Annotated in this window: 26 protein-coding genes; 13 read left to right on the top strand and 13 right to left on the bottom strand. The window is 71.9% G+C overall.

Annotated features, from left to right (window positions below; all coding sequences use genetic code 11):
* The first annotated feature begins 7 nt into the window (after positions 1–7).
* Positions 8–856, top strand: coding sequence for a universal stress protein (locus J2S55_RS37620; protein ID WP_306871000.1), 849 nt, complete (start codon positions 8–10; stop codon positions 854–856).
* Positions 857–953: 97 nt separating this feature from the next.
* On the opposite strand, the gene J2S55_RS37625 is transcribed toward J2S55_RS37620, so the two are convergent.
* On the bottom strand, positions 954–1,625 hold the full coding sequence (locus tag J2S55_RS37625; protein WP_306871002.1) for a pyridoxamine 5'-phosphate oxidase family protein: 672 nt from the start codon (positions 1,623–1,625) through the stop codon (positions 954–956).
* Positions 1,626–1,941: 316 nt separating this feature from the next.
* Between J2S55_RS37625 and J2S55_RS37630 the strand changes: the two genes are divergently transcribed.
* The 7 genes from J2S55_RS37630 to J2S55_RS37660 all read left to right on the top strand — a co-directional run bounded on the left by J2S55_RS37630 (position 1,942) and on the right by J2S55_RS37660 (position 9,449).
* The gene (locus J2S55_RS37630) at positions 1,942–2,808 is read left to right on the top strand and encodes a universal stress protein (RefSeq protein ID WP_306871004.1); all 867 of its coding nucleotides are present in this window, start codon (positions 1,942–1,944) and stop codon (positions 2,806–2,808) included.
* Complete coding sequence (locus J2S55_RS37635) at positions 2,805–3,287, top strand: CBS domain-containing protein (RefSeq protein WP_306871007.1); 483 nt, start codon at positions 2,805–2,807, stop codon at positions 3,285–3,287. Before J2S55_RS37630 ends, J2S55_RS37635 begins: the two co-directional genes overlap by 4 nt.
* 67 nt (positions 3,288–3,354) lie before the next feature.
* Positions 3,355–4,179 carry a universal stress protein gene (locus J2S55_RS37640; RefSeq protein ID WP_306871010.1) on the top strand — a complete coding sequence of 275 codons (825 nt, stop codon included), beginning with the start codon at positions 3,355–3,357 and terminating at the stop codon, positions 4,177–4,179.
* Positions 4,180–4,371: 192 nt separating this feature from the next.
* Complete coding sequence (locus J2S55_RS37645) at positions 4,372–5,271, top strand: universal stress protein (protein WP_306871012.1); 900 nt, start codon at positions 4,372–4,374, stop codon at positions 5,269–5,271.
* 87 nt (positions 5,272–5,358) lie between these two features.
* Positions 5,359–7,644: a heavy metal translocating P-type ATPase gene (locus tag J2S55_RS37650; protein WP_306871014.1), complete on the top strand. Its 2,286-nt coding sequence runs from the start codon at positions 5,359–5,361 to the stop codon at positions 7,642–7,644.
* Between the two features lie 130 nt (positions 7,645–7,774).
* A complete protein-coding gene (locus J2S55_RS37655) occupies positions 7,775–8,434 on the top strand; it encodes a CBS domain-containing protein (RefSeq protein WP_306871017.1) in 660 nt (219 codons plus the stop codon).
* Between the two features lie 13 nt (positions 8,435–8,447).
* Positions 8,448–9,449, top strand: a complete 1,002-nt coding sequence (locus tag J2S55_RS37660; RefSeq protein ID WP_306871020.1) for an Acg family FMN-binding oxidoreductase — start codon at positions 8,448–8,450, stop codon at positions 9,447–9,449.
* A gap of 510 nt (positions 9,450–9,959) precedes the next feature.
* Here the strand turns inward: J2S55_RS37660 and J2S55_RS37665 are convergent.
* Positions 9,960–10,979 carry a zinc-dependent alcohol dehydrogenase family protein gene (locus tag J2S55_RS37665; protein WP_306871023.1) on the bottom strand — a complete coding sequence of 340 codons (1,020 nt, stop codon included), beginning with the start codon at positions 10,977–10,979 and terminating at the stop codon, positions 9,960–9,962.
* 185 nt (positions 10,980–11,164) lie between these two features.
* On the opposite strand from J2S55_RS37665, the gene J2S55_RS37670 reads away from it, so the two are divergent.
* Together J2S55_RS37670 and J2S55_RS37675 are read left to right on the top strand one after the other, a co-directional pair.
* On the top strand, positions 11,165–12,145 hold the full coding sequence (locus J2S55_RS37670; protein ID WP_306871024.1) for a helix-turn-helix transcriptional regulator: 981 nt from the start codon (positions 11,165–11,167) through the stop codon (positions 12,143–12,145).
* 169 nt (positions 12,146–12,314) lie between these two features.
* Positions 12,315–13,247: a GlxA family transcriptional regulator gene (locus J2S55_RS37675; protein ID WP_306875727.1), complete on the top strand. Its 933-nt coding sequence runs from the start codon at positions 12,315–12,317 to the stop codon at positions 13,245–13,247.
* 161 nt (positions 13,248–13,408) lie between these two features.
* Here the strand turns inward: J2S55_RS37675 and J2S55_RS37680 are convergent, their stop codons facing one another.
* The gene (locus J2S55_RS37680) at positions 13,409–15,031 is read right to left on the bottom strand and encodes an amidohydrolase (protein ID WP_306871027.1); all 1,623 of its coding nucleotides are present in this window, start codon (positions 15,029–15,031) and stop codon (positions 13,409–13,411) included.
* A 31-nt stretch (positions 15,032–15,062) separates the two neighbouring features.
* On the bottom strand, positions 15,063–15,839 hold the full coding sequence (locus J2S55_RS37685; RefSeq protein WP_306871030.1) for a TetR/AcrR family transcriptional regulator: 777 nt from the start codon (positions 15,837–15,839) through the stop codon (positions 15,063–15,065).
* Positions 15,840–15,908: 69 nt separating this feature from the next.
* Here J2S55_RS37685 and J2S55_RS37690 point away from each other — a divergent pair, with 69 nt between their 5' ends.
* On the top strand, positions 15,909–17,363 hold the full coding sequence (locus J2S55_RS37690) for a purine-cytosine permease family protein (RefSeq protein ID WP_306871033.1): 1,455 nt from the start codon (positions 15,909–15,911) through the stop codon (positions 17,361–17,363).
* Between the two features lie 28 nt (positions 17,364–17,391).
* Here the strand turns inward: J2S55_RS37690 and J2S55_RS37695 are convergent, their stop codons facing one another.
* Both J2S55_RS37695 and J2S55_RS37700 read right to left on the bottom strand, forming a co-directional pair.
* Complete coding sequence (locus J2S55_RS37695) at positions 17,392–17,760, bottom strand: hypothetical protein (RefSeq protein WP_306871036.1); 369 nt, start codon at positions 17,758–17,760, stop codon at positions 17,392–17,394.
* Complete coding sequence (locus J2S55_RS37700; protein WP_306871038.1) at positions 17,757–18,722, bottom strand: helix-turn-helix domain-containing protein; 966 nt, start codon at positions 18,720–18,722, stop codon at positions 17,757–17,759. Before J2S55_RS37700 ends, J2S55_RS37695 begins: the two co-directional genes overlap by 4 nt.
* A 116-nt stretch (positions 18,723–18,838) precedes the next feature.
* Here J2S55_RS37700 and J2S55_RS37705 point away from each other — a divergent pair, with 116 nt between their 5' ends.
* A complete protein-coding gene (locus tag J2S55_RS37705; RefSeq protein WP_306871039.1) occupies positions 18,839–19,195 on the top strand; it encodes a VOC family protein in 357 nt (118 codons plus the stop codon).
* A gap of 12 nt (positions 19,196–19,207) precedes the next feature.
* Entirely contained in the window at positions 19,208–19,627 is a 420-nt protein-coding gene (locus J2S55_RS37710; protein ID WP_306871042.1) for an SRPBCC family protein, read from the top strand.
* On the opposite strand, the gene J2S55_RS37715 is transcribed toward J2S55_RS37710, so the two are convergent.
* The 7 genes from J2S55_RS37715 to J2S55_RS37745 form a co-directional block, all read right to left on the bottom strand.
* Positions 19,581–20,786, bottom strand: a complete 1,206-nt coding sequence (locus J2S55_RS37715) for an alpha/beta hydrolase family protein (protein ID WP_306875730.1) — start codon at positions 20,784–20,786, stop codon at positions 19,581–19,583. The genes J2S55_RS37710 and J2S55_RS37715 overlap by 47 nt on opposite strands.
* On the bottom strand, positions 20,735–21,364 hold the full coding sequence (locus J2S55_RS37720) for a hypothetical protein (RefSeq protein WP_306875929.1): 630 nt from the start codon (positions 21,362–21,364) through the stop codon (positions 20,735–20,737). The genes J2S55_RS37715 and J2S55_RS37720 overlap by 52 nt, the downstream gene beginning before the upstream one ends.
* The gene (locus J2S55_RS37725; RefSeq protein ID WP_503167709.1) at positions 21,361–22,224 is read right to left on the bottom strand and encodes an ABC-2 membrane transporter-related protein; all 864 of its coding nucleotides are present in this window, start codon (positions 22,222–22,224) and stop codon (positions 21,361–21,363) included. Before J2S55_RS37725 ends, J2S55_RS37720 begins: the two co-directional genes overlap by 4 nt.
* Positions 22,158–22,421 carry a hypothetical protein gene (locus J2S55_RS37730; RefSeq protein WP_306871046.1) on the bottom strand — a complete coding sequence of 88 codons (264 nt, stop codon included), beginning with the start codon at positions 22,419–22,421 and terminating at the stop codon, positions 22,158–22,160. The genes J2S55_RS37725 and J2S55_RS37730 overlap by 67 nt, the downstream gene beginning before the upstream one ends.
* Entirely contained in the window at positions 22,418–23,257 is an 840-nt protein-coding gene (locus tag J2S55_RS37735) for an ATP-binding cassette domain-containing protein (RefSeq protein WP_306871049.1), read from the bottom strand. The genes J2S55_RS37730 and J2S55_RS37735 overlap by 4 nt, the downstream gene beginning before the upstream one ends.
* 46 nt (positions 23,258–23,303) lie before the next feature.
* Positions 23,304–23,696: a GntR family transcriptional regulator gene (locus tag J2S55_RS37740; protein WP_306871051.1), complete on the bottom strand. Its 393-nt coding sequence runs from the start codon at positions 23,694–23,696 to the stop codon at positions 23,304–23,306.
* Positions 23,697–24,115: 419 nt separating this feature from the next.
* Positions 24,116–25,021, bottom strand: a complete 906-nt coding sequence (locus J2S55_RS37745; RefSeq protein ID WP_306871054.1) for an NADP-dependent oxidoreductase — start codon at positions 25,019–25,021, stop codon at positions 24,116–24,118.
* Positions 25,022–25,086: the final 65 nt, after the last annotated feature.

Genomic DNA, 25,086 nt, shown 5'->3' on the forward strand with positions numbered 1-25,086 from the left:
GGAAGTCATGACTGAATCGATCGCCGTCGGAACGGACGGCTCGGCCGCCGCGACCGCAGCCCTGGCCTGGGCGGTCGATGACGCCGTCCGCAGGGGCTTGCCCTTGCGGATCGTTCACGCCGTGGACCGCTGGCCGCACGACGTCGCCGAACTTCCCGCACCGGGTCGGCCCGACCACTTGTCGCGCCTGGGTGAGCAGGTGCTCGCCGAGGCGCTCACGGCCTCCGCCGAACGCGGGCCGGAGGTCTGCGTGACCACCGAGTTGATCGAAGGGCCGCCGGTCGAGGTCCTGCGCGAGCAGGCCGGAGCAGCCGTCGAGTTGGTGATCGGCAGTCGTGGCCTGGGGGGTTTCGCCGGATCACTCCTCGGTTCGGTCCCCATCCGTGTGGCGGGTCACGTGCCCGGTGCCGTGGTGATCGTCCGGCCGGGTGGCGGACAGACACGCGGTGAAGTGGTCGTGGGCATCGACGGTTCCGCCGAATGCGAGCCCGCCCTGGGCTTTGCCTTCGAACAGGCCGGACTGCGCGGATGCCCGTTGCGGGCGGTCTACGCCTGGCAGGCACCGGTTCACGGGGTCACGCCTGAGGGCGCCCGCGACATGGACGAGATTCGGGAGGGACAACGCCGGATGGCCGCGGATCGGCTGGTCGAGTGGAGAGAGGCGTTCCCCACGGTCGATGTCGTACAAGAGGTGACATGCGCGCACCCGGTACCGGCTCTCGTGGCCGCCTCGGCACGAGCCGACCTGCTCGTCATGGGGTCCCGCGGCCTCGGCGCCGTCGGATCGGTCCTTCTGGGCTCCGTCAGCCGCGGGGTGCTCCACCATGCTCACTGCCCCGTCGCGGTCGTCAGATGAATCGAATCAGCCTGCCCGGGGCGCGTGGCGGGTTTCTTGGGGCCCGGTGGCAATGATGCCGACCCGGTGACCGCTCCGGCGTACACCTCTTCGAGGATCATGAAACGTGCCGGATGCGGCGGCCGGTGATCTCTGCCGGGACGATGCTGAGGTACAGCTCCCGCTCGCCGCCCGCCCAGGGTTGGACTCCTGAGGCGGCGGCCGCGGCCTGCTCATCGGCGGAGACGTGGTGGGCGCCGCCCCGGATGAGCACGCTCCAGCCCTCGCGGGCGGCGTCGTCGATGCGGTCGACCTCGAATGCGATCTTGAACTCGGTCCCCTGGACACCGGTGCGCAGGTTGTCGTCGAGCGGGCCGCCGACGGCGGTGCGGACGATCACTGAGTTGTTGCGTAGCACGTAGTTGACCGGCAGAATCGCCGGTCCTCCGGGCTCGTTGAAGGCCACTCTGCCGACGCCGCCGGGAGCGATCAGCCGCAGGCACTCCTCGGCCTCCAGCCTCTCCAGACGAGGATGAGGGGCGGGATGGCCGCGCCCGGGCGGCAGGTCCATCGTCCCGCCGAGCAGTTCCTCGACACCGGTATTCAAGGCGGCGGCCAGTTTACGCACGGTGTCGAGAGTCGGGGAGGCGGCTGTCTCCTCCAGGTAGCCGAGGTATCCGGGATCGATCCCGGCCTGGCCTGCCAGCTGCTCGCGGCTGAGGCCCAGCTCCTTGCGCCGCAAGGCCAGCCGACGGGCCAGGTCGCCGGGGGCCGTCACACGTTCGGTCATCGGAATCTCCTGACGGGAAACAAACAACGATCATGGGTTGGGGCTGTCGGATGCCGCCTACCCTCAACCGGACAGCGTGCGGGCCTTTCGGTATCGCTCGCTTCCTATCACAGGGGAACAGCGCTCAGCAGGCCAAGAGCGCCGCCGTGTGCCGGTCCGCCTTCGCAGGGAGGCGTTTCCCATGTCCTTCATTCCACTACGGACGAAGTCCGGTGACAGGGGTCGGAAGTCCCTGACGGCCGGGTCCTTCGACCGCTGTGGAAAACGCCGGGAGAAGGTCGGATGGAAATGGAAGGGGAAGCCAGAGGAGGACGACATGACAGCGCATGTAGTGGTGGGCGTGGACGGCTCACCTTCCTCGCAGGCCGCGGTCGAATGGGCCACCGACGACGCCGTGCGGCGCGGATGTGCCCTGCGGATCGTCCAGGTGTGCGAGCCGTGGATCTACGACATCCCGCTCCAGACCCCGCCGGGCTTCCGCGACTCGGTGACCGAGTCCTGCCAGGGCGTGCTGGAGAACGCGGCCCGCCTGGCGCGCGAGCGCGCCCCGGGGATCGAGGGCGATACCGTGCTGGAGACGGGCCGCCCGGTCGAGATCCTCCGGCGTGAGGCCCAGGACGCCGAGCAGGTCGTGCTGGGCAGCCGGGGCCGCGGCGGGTTCACCGGGCTGCTGCTCGGCTCGGTCTCCCTCGCCCTGGCCGGGCGCGTGGCCGCGCCGGTCGTGGTCGTCAGAGGGGCACAGGAGCGGACCTACAACGAGGTCGTGGTCGGCTTCGACACCTCGCCCCATTCGGCGGCGGTCCTGGAGTACGCCTTCGAGGAGGCCGCCCGGCGCGGTGCCCGGCTGCACGCGATCCACACCTGGCAGATGCCCGTGGTGGGACAGGGGGCCACTGTCTACACGCCGCTGTTCGAGGAGATCTCCGCCGCCGGGCGGCGCATCGCGGCGGACACGCTCACTCCCTGGCGGGAGAAGCACCCGGAGGTGGAAGTCGAGGAGACGGTGGTCTGCGGGCATCCCGTCGCCGTCGTCTGCGAGGCATCGGAGGCCGCGGACCTGGTCGTCGTCGGTTCGCGGGGACTGGGCCGGCTCAGCTCGGCCGTACTGGGGTCGGTGAGCCACGGGATCCTGCACCACGCCCGCTGCCCCGTCGCGATCGTGCCCGCCCGGGAGGAGGCATGATGGACGTACGCGAGCTCACGGTTGCGCAGGTGATGAGCCGGACGCTGGTCGCCGTCGAGCCCGATGAGTCCCCGCTGATGGCGTGGGAGATCATGCGCCGCGCGGGTGTCCACCACCTGCCGGTCGTCGACAGGCGCGGTTGCCTGCGGGGCGTGCTGACCCGGGAGGACCTCACCGCCCGCTGGTCCGGCGGCCCGGCCGAGCAGTCACGCGCGCGGGTCCACCCGCTGCTGGCCGAGCATCGCTGCCCGCACACCACGCTCGACGCGCGCCTGGCCGACGCCGCGGAGGCCATGATCGGCGCGGGTGTCGACGCGCTCCCGGTCCTGGGGGAGTCGAACAAGCTGGTGGGGATGGTGACGGCCACCGACGTGCTGCGGGCCGTGGCCGGCCGTCTCGCCGGGTCACAGGAGACTCCGGAGCTGCTGACGGGGATGTTCCGCCTGGTCCCGGTCATGCCCCACGCCCCAGGGGAATGATGCGGAGCCGTCACTCTCCTCTTGAACGTCGAACGGCGTGACGTCGCCGCTGGAGGGAGGGGAGCTCATGAGGCGAGAGATCGTCGTCGCCTTCGACGGATCACCGCAGAGCCGTACCGCCGTCGAATGGGCGGCGCGGGAGTGCGGGACAGGCCGGGCGGAGCTGACCATCTGCCACGTCTGGGACGGCCCCCACGCCGAGCGCGAGGCGGCGATCACCGGGCAGGTGCGCAGGCTGGCGGGCCGGACCCTGATCGAGGGAGTGGAACTGGCTGAGAAACTGCTGCCCGGCCGGGCCGTGCGGTCGATTCTGGCCCGGGGGACTCCGGGGCCGGAACTGGTCTCGCTCAGCCGGGCGGCGGAGATGCTGGTCGTCGGTTGCCGGGGGCTCGGCGGGGTCGCCGGACTGCTGCTCGGCTCGGTGAGCGCCCACGTCGCCGCCCACACGCTCTGCCCCGTGCTGGCCGTACGGCGGGCCGATCCGGCATCACCGCCGTCTCCGGGGGACGTCGTGGTGGGGGTTGACGGATCCGCCTGCTCGGCGGCGGCGCTGAGGTTCGCGCTGGGGCATGCCCGGGTTCACCGGCTGCCGGTACACGTAATCCACGCGCGGAAGGGCACCTCGCCACGGTCCGGATGGGAGGTCGAGCGCTGGCTCGCCGAGACCATGGCCTCGCTGTCCGGCGACCATTCCGGCGTGACCGTCACGGCCGGCACGGTCAGGGGATCGCCGCTTCCCGCCCTGCTGACCCGTAGCCGTCAGGCACGGCTCCTGGTCGTCGGGTCCCGGGGACTGGGCTGCGTCCGGGCACGGGTTCTCGGCTCGGTGAGCCAGGAGCTGCTCCACCGAGCCTCATGCCCGGTGGCCGTCGTCAAACCGCACGATCAATAAGGAAATCGTCGCGTTTGCAGCGCGTACCCGCAGCCTGCTCACTCCATCCATGGACACAGCGGGTAGCCCGCTTACAAGCACCACTCAGAAACAGGCCGAAAGTCCCTGCGCAGGTAGTCCAGCGCCTCTGGGATTTCCCGATATCCGCGTCCGATGCTTGAACGGGCAGGAATCCTACCTGGGGAGAAGAACATGTCCTCCAACGACACCAGCCAGCCGGTCGGTCCGGACACGCACGAGGGTTCCTCGCCGATCGTCGTCGCGGTGGACGGTTCGGCCGATGCGGACAGAGCGGTGAGATGGGCCGCCGACGACGCCTTCCGCAGGCGGTCGCCGCTACGGATCGTGCACGTCGTGGAGCGCGGTCCCTATGACATTCACCGGTTCGCCGCCCCCGAGCGGCCCGACACGATGGTCATGAACGGGCGGAAAGTATTGGCCGAGGCCGAGCAGACGGCGCGAAGGCGTCAGCCGTCCGTCGAGGTGAGCACCGAACTGATTGAGGGAAACCTGACCAGGACCCTGTGCGAACAGGCCGCGGGCGCCGCGGCGATCGTGCTCGGCAGCAGAGGCCTGGGCGGCTTCGCCGGAGCACTGCTCGGATCGGTGAGCACGCACGTGGCCGGCCACGCCCACGGCCCGGTGGTCGTCGTCCGCCCCGGCGGGGAGACGGTGCACCGCGAGGTGGTCGTCGGCGTCGACGACTCCCCGCGGTGCGAGCCCGCTCTGGCCTACGCCTTCGAGCAGGCCAGGCTGCGCGGCTGCGCCCTGCGCGCTGTCCACGCCTGGCAGTTGCCGGTGCACGCCTTCGCGCCCGAGATCTCCTACGACATGGACGAGATCCGCCAGGCACAGCACCGGGTGGTCAAGGAGCGGCTCGCCGCCTGGCAGGAGAAGTTCCCCGAGGTGGAAGTGGTGGAGGACGTCCACAGCGCGCACCCCGTCGACGCTCTCACCAGCGCCTCCACCAGAGCCGACCTGGTCGTCGTGGGCTCACGGGGGATGGGCGCGGTCGGCTCACTGCTGCTGGGCTCCGTCAGCCGGGGCGTGCTGCACCACGCCCACGGCCCGGTGGCGGTCGTCCGATCCTGACCGCCGAGCCGTCCATGGGCCGGAGGCCGTGATCAAAACGGACCTCCGTTTCCGGGACGACTCAGCCCGCCGCGGGAGGCCGAGAACATGAGACGGTTCGCCACCATTGCCCTTCTCCTGGTCACCACGACCGGATTACTGGCCGGACTCATGCTGCGCCTGGCCGGTGCGGAGGCGGCCGGTGACATCGTGTGGACGGTGGTCATCGGCGCGGCCGTGGTGCCCGCGACCGGATGGGTGATCTCGGCGTTGCGCAGCGGCCGGCTGGGCGTGGACGCCATCGCCGTACTCGCCTTGGCCGGAGCGCTCGCCGTACGGGAGTACCTTGCCGGCGCATTGATCGGCGTGATGCTTGCGACCGGCCGGGCGCTGGAGGACTACGCTCTGCACCGGGCCAGGCGTGACCTGAATGCCCTGTATGAACGCGCGCCGCATTCGGCCCGGCGCTTCGAGGACGGGGTGCCTCGCCTCGTGCCGGTCGAACAGGTGTGCCCTGGCGACCTGCTGCTGGTCCCCAGCGGAGAGATCGTCCCCGTCGACGGGGTGGTGGCGGGTGATCTCGCATTGCTGGACGAGTCGGCGCTGACGGGGGAGTCGATGCCGGTGGAGCACGCCGCGGGCGAAGGCGTGCGCAGCGGCGTGGTGAACGCCGGTGCCGCCTTCGACCTGCGGGCCACCCGGACCGCGGCGGACAGTACCTATGCGGGAGTGGTCCGGCTGGCGCGGCAGACTGAAACCGACAGCGCACCCGTCGTACGGCTCGCCGACCGGTTCGCCGCCTGGTTCCTGCCGACCACGCTCCTGCTGGCGGCCGCCGCCTGGTTGCTGTCCGGCGAGCCGGTGCGGGCCGTCGCCGTGCTGGTCGTCGCCACCCCCTGCCCGCTGTTGCTCGCCGCACCCGCGGCCATCGCCTCCGGGCTGTCTCGCACGGCGCGACACGGGGTGGTGGTGAAGGGGGGCGGAGCCTTGGAGAGGCTGGGCCAGGCCCGCACCCTCATCCTGGACAAAACCGGCACGCTGACCGCCGGACGGCCGCAGGTGGTCGACGTCGTGGCCGCTCCTGGCGCCCGCGCCGAGGACGTACTGTTCCTGGCCGCCGCAGTGGACCAGATGTCCTCCCACGTGCTCGCCGCCGCGATCGTCGAGGCCGCCCGCGCGCACCGGGCCGCACTGCCGCAACCGGCCGAGGTCCGGGAGAAGGCGGGTACCGGAACCACGGGGCTGGTGGAGGGGCACCGGATAGAGGTCGGCAAGGCCGCGGCCCCCTCCCGTTCGGAGTGGGAGCGGGCCCAGCGGGCGCGGGCCGCGCTGGACGGCGCAATGACCGTCTGGGTGACGGTGGACGGCCAGGCCGCCGGAGTAATCTTGCTCCGCGACGCCATACGGGCCGACGCGGCACGGACCCTGCGACGGCTGCGCACCGCCGGGATCAGGCGAGTGATCATGCTCACTGGGGACCGGGCCGAGGTCGCCGAAAGCGTGGGAATCGTACTGGGCGTCGACCAGGTGCTGGCTGAACAGACCCCCGCCGCCAAAGTCGGGGCGGTACGGCAGGAGGCGGCCAGGGCGGTGACCGTGATGGTGGGCGACGGGATCAACGACGCCCCGGCCCTGGCGGCGGCCGACGTCGGGGTGGCGATGGGCGCCCGGGGTTCGGCCGCCTCCACCCAGGCTGCCGACGTGGTGCTCACCACCGACCGCCTGGACCGGCTCGCCGACGCCATGGACGTCGCCCGCCGCTCCCGCCGTATCGCCGTGCAGAGCGCCGCCACGGGGATGGCGCTGTCACTGCTGGCCATGGCGGCCGCTGCGGCCGGAGCACTGCCGCCCGCGGCCGGTGCCCTCCTGCAAGAGGCCATCGACATCACGGTGATCGTCAACGCGCTACGGGCGTTGCGCCCCGCCCGGGGAACCCGGGCGGTGGTCACCTCTGCCACCGAAACCCTGCTCCGCCGCTTCGAGGCGGAGCACTCCACGCTGCGACCGCCCCTGGAACTGATCCGCGAAACGGCCGACGAACTGGGCGAAATTCCCTCTGCGGCGGGCCTGGACCGGCTGCGGGAGGTTCATCGCTTCCTCACCGAACGCCTGCTGCCCCATGAACGGGCCGAGGAACAGCGACTGTATCCGGCCATGGGGCAGGTGCTGGGCAGCCCCGAGGTCACGATGACGATGAGCAGGGCGCACGCCGAGATCGAACGTCTCGTACGTCGCCTGGGGAATCACCTCACTCTCGCCGAGGCCGAGGGGTTGCGCCTGGAACAGCTTGACGACCTGCGTGCCTGCCTCTACGGTCTGCACGCCGTCCTGATCCTCCATTTCGACCAGGAGGAGGAGGCCTACTTCTCCCTGGCCGCCGGCTCACCGGCGTGACGGAGCCCCGTCACCGGGGCGAGAGCGGACGTAGGTCCCCCGCATCAGGGACTTTCGCCGCTGATACCTGCGGGACCGCTCCGAGATCCTGGCCATTGAGGAGCCTTGAGGAGCCTTGAGGAGGTCAGTCATGAAGATCTCAGATGTCATGGGCACCAGAGCGGTCGCGGTGCGGCCGGAGGCGTCCTTCTCCGAGATCGTCGAGGCCATGCGGCGTTTCAAGGTCGGTGCGCTCACCGTCATCGACGCCGATGGGCACCCCATCGGCGTGGTCTCCGATGATGACCTGCTGCTCAAGGAGACCGACTCCACATCTGCGGGCAGTGTCTTCGACAGCCATCGCAGACGCCAGGAGCATCATAAAGCCGCAGGCATCACAGCCCGAGAGGTGATGACCACCCCAGCGATCACGGTCACGAAGGACACCACCGTCCGGGACGCGGCACAGCTGATGCACCGCTACCGGATCAAGCAGCTTCCCGTGATCGAGCCGGCCACCGGACGTCTCGTCGGAACCGTGCACCAGAGCGATCTGTTGAAGGTCTTCACCCGCCCCGCCGAGGAGATCGACCGCGAGATCACCGAGATCTGCGACCGCCTCTACGTCGACCGGGAGCACCTGACGGTCGACATCGAGGCGGGTGTGGTCACGCTGACGGGTCATGTCGGCTTCCGCTCGCAGATCTCCCGCCTGGTCGCGGCCGTCCACGGGATCGAGGGCGTCCTCGACGTGGACAACCGCCTGGCCTACCGATCCGACGACCTGGCCCCCTTCCCGCCCCTTCTGTGACGGAGGTGCAATCATGAGCGCCCGCACGAGCGAGGAGATCGCCTCGGCGATCCACACGGCGGTGCAGGCCGCCGTGTGGGCGCCGTCGGTGCACAACACCCAGCCGTGGTCCTTCGCCGTCGACGGCGAGGAGATCTCCCTGCGGGCCGACAGCGACAGGAAGCTGCGGCTCGGCGACCCCGCGGGCCGGGAGCTGCTGATCAGCTGCGGTGCCGCCCTGATGAACCTGCGGCTCGCGCTGCGCGTGCTCGGCTGGGAGCCGCGGGTGCGGGTGCTGCCCGACCCCGACCGTCCCGCCCTGCTGGCGACGGTGCGGATGGGGGAGGCCGTCGTCGCCGACGAGCACACCCGGCTGCTGCACGGTGAGATCGAGCGCCGCCGCACCCACCGCGCCGGCTTCACCGAGCTGCCCGTGCCGGACCGTCTGGTCGAGGCGCTGGTGGCCCAGGCGGAGGCCGAGGGGGCGCGGCTGACGCCGGTCCGCTCGGAGGCCGCGGTCCGGGTGCTCGCCGCCCTCACCTGCGCCGCCCAGGACGTGCAGGCCCAGGACCGGCTGCTGACCCTGGAGATGATCAGCTGGGCCCAGCCGCCGGGAAGCTCCCGCAAGGAGGGGGTCCCGGCCGAGGGCTATCCCCGCGAGCCCCGACGGACCGACCCGCACTTCGCCCAGCGCGACTACGCCCACGGCCACCCCTGGGGCAGCGGTGCCGACCAGTTCTTCTCCGCCTCCACCGGGACCGTGGCGGTGCTGACCACGCCGGCCGACTCCCGCGAGGACTGGATCGCGGCCGGTCAGGCGCTGCAGCGCGTCCTGCTGCACGCCTCCGCCTACGACGTCGGCGCGGCCTTCCACACCCAGGCGCTGGAGACGTTCCACCTGCGGGAGTTCCTACGGCAGGAACTGCTGTCCGGCCGGCACCCTCAAATGATCATGCGTCTGGGCTACACCTCCGACGACAGCGCGGGCGTCCGGCGGCCGGTCACCGACGTGCTGCAAGAACGCCGACCCAACTGATCTGAAGGGGGTGTCGGTAAGACTCACGCCCCCAGGTACACGCGACTGCGCCGCCGCAGGGTCAGCGCTCGACGGGCGCGCTATGACACCGAGGTGGTCACGATCAGTGCCGACGCCGGGGTGGAACAAGATGCTCGGTGAGGGCGGCATAGAAATCGCTGGCAGGAGACGCTGTTGCGGGACGGGGCGGTCATCGTGCGGCACCGACAGTTTCGGCTTGCGGAATGTGGCCCTGAACCGGACCGGCTCCTCCGGGCACGGCCGTCGGCGAGGGGCTGCACCGGGTGGTCGGCCGCGTCAGCCGATCAGCAGGGTCTGGTCGGCGATGACACCGGCTTTGAGCGGAAGGCGGCCCGGTCGCTGTCGGCCGCCTCGTGAAGTGGAGCGGGACACCGGCCGCACCGGCGACGAGCAGCCGATGTCGTCGGCGTGGCACACCGGCATGGCCCGGCGGCCGCGCCACCCGGAGGCGGCGCCGGCCACGGCTCGGGGTGGCTGTCGCGGGCCGGGCTATGGACGCAGGAGCACCTTGATGGCGCGGCGCTCGTCCATGGCCCGGTAGCCTTCGGCGGCCTCCTCCAGGGGCAGTTCGAGGTCGAAGACCTTGCCGGGGTTGATCTTCCGGTCCCAGATCAGCCGCATCAGCTCCGGCAGGAAGCGACGCACCGGGGCGGGGCCGCCGTGCAGGTGCACCCCGGAGAAGAACAGCTCCTCGCCGGGCAGCTCGACACCGTGGGACACACCGACGTAGCCGACGTGCCCGCCGGGGCGGGTGGAGCGGATGGCCTGCATCATCGACTCCTGCGTGCCGACCGCCTCGATGACCGAGTGCGCGCCGAGGCCGCCGGTGAGCTCCTTGAGCTTGGCCACGCCCTCATCGCCGCGCTCGGTGATGATGTCAGTGGCGCCGAACTCGACTGCGAGCTCCTGCCGGTCCCGGTGCCGGCTGAAGACGACGATCCGCTCGGCGCCGAGCTGCTTGGCCGCCAGCACGCCAAGCAGGCCGACCGCGCCGTCGCCGACGACCGCGACCGTCTTGCCGGGCCCGGCCTCGGCCGCGACCGCGGCGAACCAGCCGGTGCCCAGCACGTCGGAGGCGGCCAGGAACGACGGGATCAGGTCGGGCTCCGGCATGCCGGGGGTGGCGACCAGGGTGCCGTCGGCCAGCGGGACGCGGGCCCGCTGCGCCTGGGTGCCGATGTTGTTCATCAGCTCGGCGTGCACGCAGCGGGACTGGTAGCCGGCCTGGCAGATCTCACAGGTGTTGTCGGAGGCGAAGAAGGAGCCGACGACGAAGTCGCCGACCTTGATGTTCTTGACCTCGTCGCCGACCTGTTCGACCACGCCGACGTACTCATGGCCCATCGGCTGGTCGCGGACCTCATCGACGCCGCGCCACGGCCACAGGTCCGACCCGCAGACGCAGGTCGCCGTCAGCCGGATGACCGCGTCGGTCGGCTCGATGATCTCCGGATCGGCGCGCTCCTCGACGCGCACGTCACCCGGGGCGTACAGGACTGCTCCACGCATGAGTGAGTCTCCTTAAGCGATGTCTTCGGCCAAGGTGGGATTCCCCGTCGCGTAACGGCGGAAAGTCATCACTGTTTGTGACAACAACCAGGAAACCGGCTTCATCTCGCGCGTGGGAGGTCGGGTTCATGGGGGGGACAACCCCAACCCCCCTCTCGCCATCTCCCTTACCTACAGTGAAAACTGTGGGCAATCGAGACGACATCCGCGACTTCCTCGCCGGCCGACGCGCCAAGATCACGCCGGAACGGGTCGGGCTTCTCCCCGGTGGAGGCCGCCGCCGGGTCCCCGGACTGCGCCGCGAGGAAGTCGCTGTGCTGGCAGGCGTGAGCACCGAGTGGTACACCCGCCTTGAGAAAGGCCACATCACCGGCGTCTCCGAGGAGGTCCTCGAGGCCGTCGCCCGCGCGCTCCGCCTCGACGACGCCGAACGCGCTCACCTGTTCGACCTGGCCCGCAGCGCCAACGCCGGACACCGCGCCCGGCACGGCGCCCGCCGCCGCCCCGCCCGCACGGTCCGGCCCGGTCTGCAGCGCATGCTGGACGCCATGAGCGATGCCCCCGCGATCATCCGCAACAGCCGCATGGACATCCTGGCCGCCAACCCGCTCGGCCGCGCCATGTACTGGCCCGTCTTCCAGGACCCCGACCTCACCGCAGGTCAGGGCCTGGGCCGGGGTGGGTCGCGCGCCCGCCCCGCCAACATCGCGCGGTTTCAGTTCCTCGATCCCGCAGGCCCCGACTTCTTCCCCGACTGGGACACCTCCGCTGACATCACCGTCGCGCTGCTGCGCACCGAAGCCGGCCGAGACCCCTACGACAAGGACCTCACCGATCTGATCGGCGAACTGTCCACCCGCAGCACCGACTTCCGCACCCGCTGGGCCCGACACAACGTCCGCCTGCACCACTTCGGGACCAAGTCCTTCCATCACCCTGCCGTCGGCGACCTCACCCTCGACTTCGAGTCGATGGACCTGCAGGCCGACCAGGGCCTGAACTTGACCGTGTACACGGCCGCCCCCGGCGCCTCCTCCCACGACGCCCTCAGACTCCTCGCCAGCTGGGCCGCCACCCTCGCCCCCACCGGCAGCCACCCGCCCCGGCACGGCGACCGACCGCAAGACGCGGCCCCCCACAGACCTGACACACCAGGCGTTTCATGAGCGACCGCCTATGAAACGCCGCACTCGACAGGGCCCTCCAGGGCGGACTCCGCTTCATGCCGGGCCTGCTGACCTTCGCGGGGCGCGTCGGTCATGGAAAGCAGTCTGACGACGGCGTGCCCCCTTGGAAACAGTGGCCGGAAATCCCACTATCGTGGGTTCCGTGCCAATGTTCCGATCGGTCGCCGCCTACGCGCCGCAGGGGGTCACCGCGCTGGGGCTGGGCATCGTGAACGAGATCTTCTGCCGCCCCGGCTTCGACTTCGCCCTCTGCGCCGAGCGGCCCGGCATGCTCCGCACCGACCTGGGCCTGCCCCTGCCGGTCGAGCACGGCCTGGACCGGCTCGCCGACGCCGATCTGATCCTGGCTCTGCCCGGGGTGGAGTTCCGCGCCGACCCGGCACAGGCCGTCCTGGCCGCCCTGCGCGCCGCGTACGGCCGGGGCGCGATGATCGCCGCGCACTGCGTCGGCGTGTTCCTGCCGGCCGCCGCCGGACTGCTCGACGGTCTGGAGGCGACCACCCACTGGCGCTTCGCCGCCGACCTGGCCGCCCGCCATCCGGCCGTGCGGGTCCGTCCCGAGTCCCTCTACGTCGACCAGGGCCGGCTCGTCACCGGTGCCGGTGCGCTGGCGGGCGTCGACCTCTGCCTCTACCTGATCCGTCGTGAGTACGGCGCCGCGCACGCCAACGCGATCGCCCGCGACCTGGTGACCGTGCCCTACCGCAGCGGGGGGCAGTTGCAGTACCTTCCCGCGCCCGTGCCGGCCGGCGCGGACGACGTGCGGCTGTCGGAGGTGATCGCCTGGGCCAGGGCCAACCTGGGCCGCCGCCTCTCCGTCGACGATCTCGCCGCCCGTGCCCTGATGAGCCGCCGCTCCTTCGCCCGCCGTTTCAAGGCCGCCACCGGCGCCACCCCGCATGCCTGGCTGCTGACCCAGCGCCTGAACCTCGCCGAAGAGCTCCTGGAGACCACCGACCTGCCCGTCGAGAGCATCGCCCACCAGGTCGGCTACGCCGGCGCCGCCGTGTTCCGGGAGCAGTTCGCGCTCCGCCGCGGCGTGCCGCCCCGCGACTACCGCAGGGCCTTCAGGCAGCGCTGACCTGAGCTGACGCGATCACCTGCGCCCGGGCCGGGGGCGACGTCCGCCCCTGGCGCGCTCCGCCTTACCGGTGGGCGCCGGCCGCCCGCCCTCGCGCGCTTCTTGCCGGAACCGTGGCACATGTCCGCGGCGTCGCCGGTCGACCGGGCCGTCGTGACGCCTCACAGGCTCGCGGCGCGGTGGGTGGGGCGGCCGTCGAGGACCGTGAGCAGCACGGGCAGGTCCGGCAGGTCGGTGGCGGCGGTGGTGAGCGGGCTGTCGGCCAGGACCGTGAGGTCGGCGCGGTGGCCGACGGCGAGCCGGCCGGCCTCGCGCTCCTCGCCCGCCGCGCGGGCGGCGTTGACGGTCATGCCCCGCAGAGCCTCCAGGGCGGTGAGCGCCTGCTCGGGACCGTGTGGGGGCCGGCTGAGATCGCGGCTCGGCCGACGGTGGCGGGCGCCCGCCATGACGCCCAGCGGCGGGTAGGGGGCGATGGGCCAGTCGGAGCCGAGGACGACGGTGGCGCCGGAGTCCCACAGGTCGCGGCAGCGCCAGGCGCGCGAGGCGCGCTCCTCGCCGAGGCGGCGCGACCAGTTGTCGGTGTGGTCGGCCCGGGTGAAGTCGCAGCAGTGGGTGGGCTGCATGGACGCGACGACGCCGAGCGCGGCGAAGCGGCGCAGGGTGTCGTCGGGCACGGTCTCGATGTGCTCGACCCGGTGCCGCACCCCGCGGTCCCCGGTGGCCAGGGCCTTCTCGACGGAGTCGAGGACGTGCCGTACGGCCGCGTCGCCGATGGCGTGGGTGGCGGTGGGCACTCCGGCCCGGTGGAGTTCGCCGACGATACGGGTGTAGGCCTCGGGGTCGGGCCAGAAGGCGTGGGTGGACTCGCCGTGGCAGTCGGGACGCTCCAGCCAGGCGGTGCCGTTGTCGATGGTGCCGTCCATGAAGAGCTTGACGCCCTCGGTCCGCCACAGCGTGCCGCCGGTGCCCTGCTGCTCGATGAGCGCGCGCAGCGCGTCGGCGTCGGTGCCGGGCTGGCACCAGGGCGCGACCCGCAGCCGCACCGGCAGCTCTCCGGCCGCGTCGAGCTCGGCGTAGAGCGCGAGGCTGTCGCCGTTGGCGTCCATGGCGTGACCGCCGGTGAGTCCCGCGGCGGCCATGCCGCGCAGGGCGGCGGCGAGCCGGGCGCGGCGCTCCGCGTGCGTGGGCCGCGGAGCGGCACGCTCGACGAGTTCGCAGGCGGCGTCCTCCAGGAGCAGCCCGGTGGGCCGGCCCGCCTCGTCGCAGACGACCTCGGCCGACTGGGCGAAGCTCCGCGGCCCGTCGACGCCGGCGAGTTCGAGCGCGCGCGGGCTGGCCAGCATGGAGTGGGCGTCGAAGAGCTGCAGGAGGGCCGGTACGCCGTCGAGCACGGGGGCGAGGGCGGCGGCCTCGACGGGCCGGTCCTCGAAGACGTTCGGGTCGAGGCCCCAGCCGTGCAGCCACGCGCCGGGCGCGAGGCTCCGGACCTCGCGGGCCAGCGCCTCGCGCACCGCGTCCAGGTCGGCGCAGCGTGACAGGTCCAGTCCGTGGGTCAGCTCGGCGCCCGAGACGGGGTGGAGGTGTCCGTCGACCAGGCCGGGGATCACCACGGCTCCCTTGAGGTCGATCACTGTCGTCGAGGAGTCCGCGAGTGCGCGTATCCGGCGGTCGTCGCCCAGAGCGGAGATCCGCCCCCCGGACACGGCCAGGGCGGTCTCCGGCAGGAACTCGCCGGTGACCGGGTCGAGCAGGCCGGCGGAGAGCAGGACGAGACGGGTGCGCACAGGGGCTCCTCGAAGAACGGGTGGGGGAGAGTCAGCTGGGGGTGCTGGAGGAGGCGGCGGCCGGGTCCGCGCCGTGGGCGCCGGCGGCCGGGCCTGTGCCTCTGCCGCCGGCCGGGCCCGTGTTCCGGCCGGCGGTCGAGCCCGTGCCGGAGGGGGCGCAGGGGCCGGTGGACGCGTCGACAGGGCGGGTGAGCGCGCCGCTCGGCAGGCCGAGTCCGCGCTCCGCCGTGGTGACAGCCATCCGCGTCACCGCTTCGGGGCGATCGCTGGTGTCGGTGTTCGCGTGGGCACCGAGGCCGTCGAGCACGACCAAGATCTGAATGGTCGTCACGTACGGGTCGTCCGTCCGGAATTCCTCCCGCTCGACACCCTGCCGGATGAGGCCTTCCAGCCGCCCGCGCCAGGCGGCCTCCTGCTCGGCGACCCGGTCGCGCAGGACGGGCCGGTAGCGGCTGAGGTGCCGAGCGTTGATCCAGAGCCGGCTGATGTCGTCGTACGCCTCTCCGGCCGCGTGCGCGAAGAAGCGCGCCAGATGCTGCGTGGGGGTCCCGTCAGGCCTCTCGGCCGGCAGGAGGGTGTCGAGCTCGGCGCTCGCGGCGCTGCCGAACGCCTCCGCCACGAGGTCCTCCGCCGAGGGGAAGTAGTGACTGATCAGCCCCGGCCGGACGCCGAGTTCTTCGCCGATCCGCCGCAGAGTGACGCACTCCAGTCCCTCGGACAGGGCGACGGTGGCGGCCGCGACGACGATTTCCGCATGTCGGGCGGCCGGAGTTTTCCGAATTCGCTTGCGCTGGACGCTTGACGGCATGCCCGGGATGCTATTGAGTGTGCGACCAATAAGCAAGCAGGTGGGTACGACCAGCACCCGGAGGGCTCCATGGCGTCCACGATCCCCGACCCGCGCCCAGGCGTGCACGGCGCGCACGAGACGCCGCCACCCTCGGGGCGGGCGGGCCGTGTCGAGGTTCACGGCATCGACCACATTCCCGAGCGGGAGCGTCACGGCCGTGCCCGGGAGCTGTTCGCCGTCTGGGCGGCGGCGAACGTCAACTACCTGAGCCTGGTGGTCGGCGGCGCCCTGATACTCATGGGCCTGAGCCTGTGGCAGGCCCTCGCGGTGATCGTGGTGGGCAACCTGTTCTGGGTGCCGGTCGGCCTGCTCGCCGTCTCGGGCCCGGCCTCGGGCACGCCGAGCGAAGTGATCATGAGGGCGATGTACGGCGTCCGCGGCAACCGGGTGAACATCGCGGTCACCGGCTGGGCGATCTGCATCTGCTACATCGCCCTCAATCTGGCCGCCGCCGCGCTGGCCGCCTTCTCCCTCGTCGAGAAGGCCGGCATCGCGCCGGACACCGGCGTCAAGATCGCCGTCGTGGTGGTCATCGCCACGCTCACCCTGGCCATCAGCGTCTACGGACACGCCACGATCGTGAAGCTCTACCTCCCGATCACCGTGGCCCTCACCGCCGCGTTCGCCGTCGTGGCCTTCAGCGTGCTCGGACACGCCGACTTCGGCTACGAGCCCGCCGAGCCGCTGACCGGCGGCGCCCTGTGGACGGCCCTCGCCGGCGGCATCACCCTCATCGCCTCGGGCCCGCTCTCGTACACCAACAGCGCCGACTTCTCCCGCTACCTGCCCGGCACGACCTCCCCGAAGGCGATCGTGGGCTGGACCGCGCTCGGCGGCTTCCTGCCCAGCGTCGCCGTCACCTCCCTGGGCGCGTTCGCCGCGACCGCGGTCGACATGACCGACCCGCAGACCGCGCTGGAGACGATCCTGCCCCGCTGGTTCACCCCGGTATTCCTGCTCGCCCTGGTGCTCGGCACGATCTCCATCAACGCCATGACCGCCTACAGCTCCGGCCTCGCCCTCCAGGCCGTCGGCGTCCGCGTCCGCCGCTCCCTCAGCGTGATCGTCGACGGAGTCCTCGGCGTCGCCCTCACCCTGTACGCGCTGCTGGTGTCCGACTTCCTCGACACCGTCAGCAACGTCCTCCAGCTGACCGTCGTCCTGCTCGGCCCCAGCATGGCCGTCTACGCCACCGACATCCTGCTGCGCCGCGGCCGCTACGACGGCCCCGCCCTCACGGACGAGACCCGTGGCAGCCCCTTCTGGTTCACCGCGGGCGTCAACCGGGCGGGTGCCCTGGCACTCACGGCGGGCGCCGCCGCGGCCGCCCTCTGCGTGAACACCCTGTACACGGGCCCGCTCGCCCGCGCCCTGGGCGGTGTGGACCTCGCCCTGCCCGTCGGTGTCGTCGTCGCGTCGGCCGGCTACGCGATCCTGGCGCGGCGCTCCCGCGACGGCCTCGGCGCGGTGGCGCGCGGGTGAGCCGCCGCGCGGCCCTCCGGGCCGCGGGTCAGGGGGCGGCGGTGTCCACCACCGTGTATTCCGCCCACGCCGAGCGCTGTTCGCGATGGCCGGTGACGGTGTGGCGCAGCCGCAGCACACCGTCCTCGGTGGCGTGCCGCAGCTCCCGCACCGGCACCCGGAAGCACAGGTGCCCCTCGATCTGGGCGGCGCCCAGGATCAGCGAACCGACGCTCAGGACCACCGCGTCGCGGTATCGGCCCGCGGCGCCCACGGTCAGGGTCACGGTGTCGCCGCCCTCGACCGGGTATCCGCAGTCGGTCAGGACCTGGACGACCTCGGGCAGTCCGGCCAGGTCCAGCCGGCCGCCGCCGGCCTCGGCGATGACGGGGGCGGGCAGCGCGGACACAGCGGTCATGGACGTCCCTTCTCGACGGCGCGGGCGTGCCCGCGCGGGACCGACGCGCCACCGCGGGCGAGCACCGGTCGAGTATCCCGCACCGCCGGGACCGGGGTGTCCGGGCCGGTCCTCACACATCGATCCTGGAGACCGTCTTCTCGTGCCGCCGCCGGTCCGGCACCTCGTGATCGCTGGGGATCACTCGTCCGGCTGTGGGTGAGCAGCCGGCGTAGCGCGGTCGGTGTGTGTCCCAGGTGCTCACCGACGGTGCGGGTGAGGTGCGCCTGATCGGCGAAGCCGAGGTCGGCGGCCAGTTCGGCGAGGCCGACTCCGCCCTCCGCGAGCCGGTCCATGACCTGGCCGACGCGGACGCGGTTGCGGTAGCGGGTCAGTGACACGCGCATCTGCTGTGAGAAAGCCCGGCTCAGCCGGTATGGAGAGACCTTCAGGAGCCCGGCCAGCGAGCACAGCCGCGCCGCCTCCGGGGCCTCCTCGAGGATCGCCTCACGGGCCGCCGCGACCAGCGCCCGGTCGGCGGGCCTCGGCCGCTCGGCGGGCTGTCCGGCGGCCGTCGCGACGAGACCGAGCAACTCCTCGGTGAGGGCGTAGTCGATGTCGCCGCCGGCGGCGGCGGCGAGCAGGCGGCGGTGAGCCAGGTCGACGCGCGCGTCCACATACACCGTCATCGCGTCCAGGGGCCCTTCCCAGAGCCGGGGCGCGAAGCTCACCGAGGTGCAGATGTCGCCGCCGGAGGGGTGTGCGAACCGTTCCTCCTGCCCCGGGGCGCCCAGGTAGGCCACCGTCGGATCCAGATCGGCGTCGGAGCCGTCGGTCCACCGCCGGAACCTGCCGCGCCGTACGAGCACCATCCGGTGGTCGTCGCGTGCCTCCGGCTGCGACCACCGGGTGTGATCGGAGCGGCAGGCCACCGTGGTCACGGTGAACTCCGGTCGGGTGGCGAGGGTCACGGCTGACAGCACGTCGCAGACGCTACGCCGGGGGTGCGACAGAAACGGCCCGCAAGGATCTTCAAGACCCTTCGGCACGCGAGAGCGGATGCTGGGCGGGCAGACAACGACACCGAGGAGTCATCCATATGGCCGTTCACGCGGAGCTCACCGCGATCATCATCGACTGCGCCGCCCCGAAGGCGCTCGCCGAGTTCTACCAGAACCTCACGGGCTGGGAGGTCACCTACAGCGACGACGATTCCGTCTACCTGGGCGACGGCCCGATCCAGCTCGCCTTCCAGCGGGTCGCCGGCTACCGGGGGCCCGGCTGGCCTGACGCCGCCAAGCACGCCCACCTCGACTTCAAGGTCACCGATCCGGAGGCCGCGACCAGGGACCTGCTCGCACTCGGCGCGACCAAGCCCGACTTCCAGCCCGGTGAGGGCCGGTGGACCGTCCTGGCCGACCCCGAAGGACACCTGTTCTGCATCGCCGCGGCCTGACCGGGAGTATCAATGGCCTCCATCCACAGGGAGTTCGTCGTCAACGCCACGCCCGACGAGGTCTGGGACGTGCTCAGCGACTACGGCGCGGTGCACGAACGCCTCGCCCCCGGCTTCGTCACCGACACGCGCCTGAGCTCGGACACCCGTACCGTCACGTTCGCCGACGGCACCATCGTCCACGAACGGCTCGTCGACCTCGATCACGACAACAGGCGCGTCGCCTACACCGTCGTCGGCGGGAGCCTCCACCCCTCCCACCACCATGCCTCGATGCAGGCCCTCGCCGAAGCGGGCGGCCGGACCAGGCTCGTCTGGCACACCGACGTCCTGCCCGACACCCTCGCTGCCCCGATGGCCGAGTTCGTCGAACACGGCTCGGCGGTCATGCGCCAGGCCCTGGAGACGGCGGCCCCCGGACCGGGCCGGTGAGCGCCTCTCGCTGACCCGCCGATACCCCGGCCGACGGCCCTCCCGGACGATCCGGGAGGGCCGCCGGCCGGGGCGCTGACGGCGATCCGCTACCGGCAGGTCTTCCCGGCCGGGGCGCAGAGCTCGACCTCGGGGTAGCGGGGCGACGGTCTGTCCAGCAGGGTTGACGCCCGGTACGTAGGTGCAGGTCGAGGAAGGCCCGGACGTACGTGCGGGTGATCTCCACGGAGCGGGCCGCCGACAGGTCGCCCGGTACGCCGATGCCGAGAGCACTCGCCAGGAGCGGCACATCGGTGAAGGACTGGTGATCCGCGCCGGGCAGCAGGAGCCAGCGCTTCCAGCCGGTCAGGAGCTTCCAGTCGCGATCCCACGAGTTGTCGCGGCCTCCGGGCGGGTGGCCTGCCGAGCCCATGAACAGGAACGGCCGCGACAGCCCGCTCTTCGGGATCCGGGCGTACGTGGTGCCGTCCATGTCGATCCCGGCGCGTATCCGGGAGTCCTTCAGCATGGCCGCGATGGCGCCGGCCCCTCCGATCGACTGGCCGGCCATCGCGATCCTGGACGGATCGATCAAGGAGGAGCCCTCCCACTCCGCGCTCGGCCCGGACAGCCGGTCGAGCACGAAGGAGACATCGGCCGCCCGGACCCCGACCACCTTCGTGCCGAAGCCGAAGCCGAAGCCGAAGCCGGAGTCCGAGTCGCTGTCGCACGCGACGCATCCGGCGACCCGGCCGTCCGGGAAGGTCGTCGCGTAGTTCTCATACGTATGGTCGATGCCGGCCACCGCGTACCCTCTGCTGGCCAGCTCCTCGCCCAGGGCCGTGAGCGTGCTGCGGGGCATGGTGAATCCGGGAGAGAGCACCACCAGGGGCAGGCTGCCCTTGCGCCCCGCCGGTCTCGCGTCGCTGAAGGCGTTGGTGCGCGTCTTGCTCAGCACGTCATACGGTGCGCCGGTCACCCTCCTGCCCTTCAGGGTGAGCTCCGACTCCTTCACGGTCATGTACCGGGCGCGCCGCCCCTCACGGGCCCGCGTCGGATACCACAGGGTGACCATGAGCTCCCTGGCCCCCGCTTCGGGCGCCCACGGGTCGGGGCGGGAGGTGTCCTTCAGATGCAGGGCGGTGGTGCCGACCGGATGGGGGCCGGTGGGCGCGGGCAGGGCCGGGACGCCCGTGGGGCCGGGCGACGGGCCGGTGGACGCGGCGGCGACGGACCGGGGAGGGGTGGGCGCGGAGCAGGCGGCCGCCGGACGCCGTAGGTCCAGCGGGCGTGGTTGTCGCCCAGGGCGGCCACGACGGCCCGCAGAGTGGCGGCGGCCAGCTTCTCGCGGAGTTCGGCGTCCTGCGGCAACCGGTCGGTGACCCGCCGGTAGACCACCTCGAACGCCGCCCAGTCGCTTCTCCGGTCGCCGGTCAACGCCGGCAGGGTGGCTTCGGCCAGATCGCGTCCGCCGCGGTTGAGCCCCTGGGTGAAGGCGACGAATCCCGCGCTCAACAACGCGCGGGCGTCCAGCGTGGCTCCACTGTAGTAGTTGGCGAGGATACAGAGGTAGGCCTGCTCGATGACGTCGATCGTGACGGGTGTCTCCGGCGGGGGACTGGCGCCCCGCTGAGGCTGCGCGCACGCGGGTGCTCCAGCGGGGGCCGCCTCGCCGGGCTGGGTGCGCGGCGGTGTATGCCCCGTGCAGGCCACCGCCAGGAACAGGGCGAGCCCGGCCGCCATGGCCCTGACGGTCATGACAGGCGCCCGCGGATCCACCGGAAGCAGAACCCCGTCAGCCCGAGGGTGAGGAGGGCGTAGATCCCGGTCTCGATCCACTGGAGGGGCCAGAAACGGTCGAAGGGCTGGTAGGTCGCCGCCTGCCGGTAGCCCAGCCGGTTGACCTCGGCCAGGCACCCGTCCGGGCCGTTCCTTCCCTGCCCTTGCGCCTCGGACAGCGCGCAGGGTCCTGATGTCACGGACACCTGAACGGTGGCGCCGGCGGCGTCGGTGCCGACCGGATGTCCGGACGGGTCGACGAGGTGGCTGGACAGGACCCAGGCGCCCGTGTGGCCGGGTATCGCCGGCTCCAGGGTCACTCGCGGAGATCCGCCGCCGCGGGGCAGGCCGAACGTTTCCACGTTCGCGGGGCCGAGCTCGAAGGTCGAGGTGACCGGCGGGAGCAGGTGGGGCCGGACCAGCAGCGGCAGGGCGATCTGGAGGGCGGCGAAGACGGCCAGGGTGACGGCCATGGCGGGCAGGGTACGGCGGGCGAGCATCCCCACGGTCACGCCCAGGACGAAGGCGAAGGCCGCGTACCCCATGGGGACGATCCCGCGCGCGCCGAACACCAGGGGGTCCATCAGCGCGAAGCCCGGGGCGGCGGACCTGTCCAGGGGGCCGGACCACCAGGTCACCGCGAGGCTGCACAGACAGGCGGCGGCTACGGCGGCCAGGCCGGTGAGCGCGAGTTTGGCGGCCAGCCAGCGGGTGCGGGTGACGCTCTGGTTCCACACCAGCAGGTGCGTGCCGGCCTCCAGCTCCCGGCTGATCAGCGGTGCTCCCCAGAAGAGCCCGACCAGGGCCGGAAGGACCAGCACGATGGCGGTGACGGCCAGGAAGGGGGTCTGGTGGTCGGCGAAGAACCGGTCGAAGAAGCGCGCGCAGTCGCGTCCCGGGCGCAGGCGGTGATCCCGGTGGAATACTCGGCGGCCAGGCCCGGGCCGGTCAGGGCCAGGACGGCGGCGAGCACGACGAGCGCCGCGGCCGTCATCGCGGCCGCGCCGCGGAACTGGCGCCAGGTCAGCCAGATCATCGCTGGACCTCCAGTACGACGCGCCGGGCGGCGGCGGGCTTCTCCATGTAGGCGAGGACGAGGTCTTCCAGGCTGAGCCGGCTGACCGTCCAGGCGGGATCGTGGATCGTGGCGTCGGTGCGGACGACGAGGGTGCTCTGCCGGTCAGTGTGGCGCACGGAGACGACATGCTGGTCGGCGGGCAGCCGGTCGGGGTCGCGTCGCGGGCCGGTGAGCCGGTGATGGGTGGCCAGGAGCCTGTCGACCTCTCCCGCCACCCGGACGCGCGAGTCGACCAGCACGATCAGGTAGTCACACGTCCGCTCCAGGTCGGCGACCAGGTGGGAGGAGAGCACCACGCTGAACTCGTGCTCGACGACGGCCTCCATCAGGCCCTGCAGGAACTCGCGGCGGGCGAGCGGGTCGAGCGAGGCGACCGGCTCGTCCAGGATCAGCAGCTCGGGCCGTTTGGCCAGGCCCAAGGTGAGGGCGAGCTGGGCGCGCTGGCCGCCCGACAGCTTTCCCGCCCGCTGCGAGGGGTCGAGCCCGAGCCGTCCGACGCGCTCCCGCGCGAGCGCGTCGTCCCAGCCGGGGTTGAGCCGGCTCCCTGATCGCAGATGGTCGGCGACGCTCATCCCGGCGTAGACGGGGGCGTTCTGGGCGACGAATCCGATCTTGGCCAGTTGCACCGGCCCGCCGGCGGGAGGGCCGCCGAGCACGGTGATGCTGCCGGACGTCGGCGCCAGCCGGCCCCCGGCCAGCTTCAGCAGCGTGGTCTTGCCGGCCCCGTTGGGGGCCCCACCAGCCCGACGACGTGCCCGGCCGGGATGTCGATGGTGCAGTCTCTCAGCGCCCATCGCCGGCCGTACTTCTTGCCCAGTTCCTGGGCCTGCAGGACAGCGGTCACGCTATGTCCTCCTGAACAGCGGTCCGAAAGGTGGTCATGAACAGGGCCTCGATGCTCTCGTCGTCGAGGCCGGCCAGGCGGGCCTTGGCCAGCCAGCGCCGCAGGTCCTGACGTAACGGGGCGTGCGCGGCCAGCGAGGCGTCGGTCAGTGTCTTCGTCACGAACGTCCCGACCCCCGGCCGGGCAGCCGCCAGACCCGCGTGCTCCAGCTCGCGGTACGCCTTGAGCACCGTGTTGGGGTTGATCGCCAGCCGCGCCACCACCTCCTTGACGGTCGGGAGCTGGTCGCCCTCACGCAGCAGGCCCAGCCGCAGCGCCTGCCGTACCTGCTGGACCAGTTGCAGGTACGGCGAGACACCGGACCGGTCGTCCAGGTAGAACTCGATCACCGTTCCCCCATTTATCTAGATAAATAGTACTTTAGAGTCATAGTTGTTAAGGAGGCGTAAGGATCGCGGTGTCGCCCGGCGCCCGGAGCGGCCCATCACCGCGGGCGGCGTCCGGGCCGTCGTCGCCCCGCTCGCCCCGGCGACCGGGGGGCGGGCTGCGCGCCGGCCTACGTCAACCAGATGGGCGGGCAGGACGATCTGACACTCCGGTGGCACTCCGCGATCGACTGGGTTGAGATCACATGGAGAGGGCCGCCGCGCGATCATCCGGAGTCGGTGAAGACATCCCCAGGATCGCGCGGCGGCCGTGGCCGAGAGCGTGGACACTGACGCGCGGCGCGGGCTCCCGTCACCACCATCCCCTGAGTCCGGGACGGAACGCGCCTGCCGCGGTGACCATGGTGCTCAGGATCGGCTCTCTAGAACACCAGGGCGACCTTCCCGTTGAGCCCCCGGGTCGCCAGGCGTTCGTACGCCTTGCGCACCTCGGCGATGGGGAAGCTCGAATCGAGGCGTAGCCGCAGATCGCCTGTTTCTACCAGCTTGACCAGCTCGGCCAGGCCCGCCCCGTCCTCCTTGACCTGGTGCAGTGTCGTGGTGACACCCCGGTGGCTCAGGTCCGGAGGGGTGCCGTGCTCGCTGGCGATCGTGGCGTACCGGCCGCCGTCGGCGACCGTTTCTCCGACAGCGGCCCCGCAGGTGTCGAACACCGCGTCGTAGTGTCGCCGGTCGAGCTCGGCGACATCCGTCACGACCCTCTGAGCGCCCAGCCCGGCGACGAGCTCCAAGTGTGCCGGACGGGACACCAGCGCATCGACCGCGATGCCCCGCGACCGCGCCAGTTGCACGGCGAGCCCGCCCACGGCTCCCGCGGCGCCGGTGACCAGCAGCCGCCAGCCGCTGGAGACGTCGAGCCAGTCGAGGGTCTGGGTGGCGGTGAGGCCGGGCAGCGGCAGGGTGGCCGCCTCGACCAGGCTCACGTTCAGCGGCGCGATCGCGAGGGTGTGGACGGGCAGGGAGATCAGGTCCGCCCACGTGCCACGGCCGGCCGCGAGCTGGGCCGACATCGCGATCACGCGTTCGCCGACACTCAGCCCGCTGCCGCCGGGATCGAGGACGACGCCCGCCAGGTCCCAGCCGAGGGTCATCGGCAGAGGGGGGACGCCACCGCGTATCGCGCCTTCGCGGGTTTTGACGTCCACCGGGTTGATGCTGCTGGCCACGGTCCGGACGAGGACCTCGTCCCTGTCCGGCTCAGGAGCGGGAAGCTCCCGGACCGTCACCACCTCCGGCCCGCCGAACGTGTCGATGTGCAGTGCGCGCAAAACATTCCTCCTGGTTGAAATATGGCGGCATGAGATGTGAGCGGCAGCGCCCGCGGGCGCGCCTC

Source organism: Streptosporangium brasiliense, assembly GCF_030811595.1.
Lineage (GTDB): Bacteria > Actinomycetota > Actinomycetes > Streptosporangiales > Streptosporangiaceae > Streptosporangium > Streptosporangium brasiliense.

Coding starts and splice junctions, on each gene's coding strand:
- J2S55_RS37620 (WP_306871000.1), top strand. CDS start 8: ATGACTGAATCGATCGCCGTCGGAACGGACGGCTCGGCCGCCGCGACC.
- J2S55_RS37625 (WP_306871002.1), bottom strand. CDS start 1,625: ATGACCGAACGTGTGACGGCCCCCGGCGACCTGGCCCGTCGGCTGGCC.
- J2S55_RS37630 (WP_306871004.1), top strand. CDS start 1,942: ATGACAGCGCATGTAGTGGTGGGCGTGGACGGCTCACCTTCCTCGCAG.
- J2S55_RS37635 (WP_306871007.1), top strand. CDS start 2,805: ATGATGGACGTACGCGAGCTCACGGTTGCGCAGGTGATGAGCCGGACG.
- J2S55_RS37640 (WP_306871010.1), top strand. CDS start 3,355: ATGAGGCGAGAGATCGTCGTCGCCTTCGACGGATCACCGCAGAGCCGT.
- J2S55_RS37645 (WP_306871012.1), top strand. CDS start 4,372: ATGTCCTCCAACGACACCAGCCAGCCGGTCGGTCCGGACACGCACGAG.
- J2S55_RS37650 (WP_306871014.1), top strand. CDS start 5,359: ATGAGACGGTTCGCCACCATTGCCCTTCTCCTGGTCACCACGACCGGA.
- J2S55_RS37655 (WP_306871017.1), top strand. CDS start 7,775: ATGAAGATCTCAGATGTCATGGGCACCAGAGCGGTCGCGGTGCGGCCG.
- J2S55_RS37660 (WP_306871020.1), top strand. CDS start 8,448: ATGAGCGCCCGCACGAGCGAGGAGATCGCCTCGGCGATCCACACGGCG.
- J2S55_RS37665 (WP_306871023.1), bottom strand. CDS start 10,979: ATGCGTGGAGCAGTCCTGTACGCCCCGGGTGACGTGCGCGTCGAGGAG.
- J2S55_RS37675 (WP_306875727.1), top strand. CDS start 12,315: ATGTTCCGATCGGTCGCCGCCTACGCGCCGCAGGGGGTCACCGCGCTG.
- J2S55_RS37685 (WP_306871030.1), bottom strand. CDS start 15,839: ATGCCGTCAAGCGTCCAGCGCAAGCGAATTCGGAAAACTCCGGCCGCC.
- J2S55_RS37690 (WP_306871033.1), top strand. CDS start 15,909: ATGGCGTCCACGATCCCCGACCCGCGCCCAGGCGTGCACGGCGCGCAC.
- J2S55_RS37695 (WP_306871036.1), bottom strand. CDS start 17,760: ATGACCGCTGTGTCCGCGCTGCCCGCCCCCGTCATCGCCGAGGCCGGC.
- J2S55_RS37705 (WP_306871039.1), top strand. CDS start 18,839: ATGGCCGTTCACGCGGAGCTCACCGCGATCATCATCGACTGCGCCGCC.
- J2S55_RS37710 (WP_306871042.1), top strand. CDS start 19,208: ATGGCCTCCATCCACAGGGAGTTCGTCGTCAACGCCACGCCCGACGAG.
- J2S55_RS37720 (WP_306875929.1), bottom strand. CDS start 21,364: ATGACCGTCAGGGCCATGGCGGCCGGGCTCGCCCTGTTCCTGGCGGTG.
- J2S55_RS37730 (WP_306871046.1), bottom strand. CDS start 22,421: ATGATCTGGCTGACCTGGCGCCAGTTCCGCGGCGCGGCCGCGATGACG.
- J2S55_RS37735 (WP_306871049.1), bottom strand. CDS start 23,257: ATGGGCGCTGAGAGACTGCACCATCGACATCCCGGCCGGGCACGTCGT.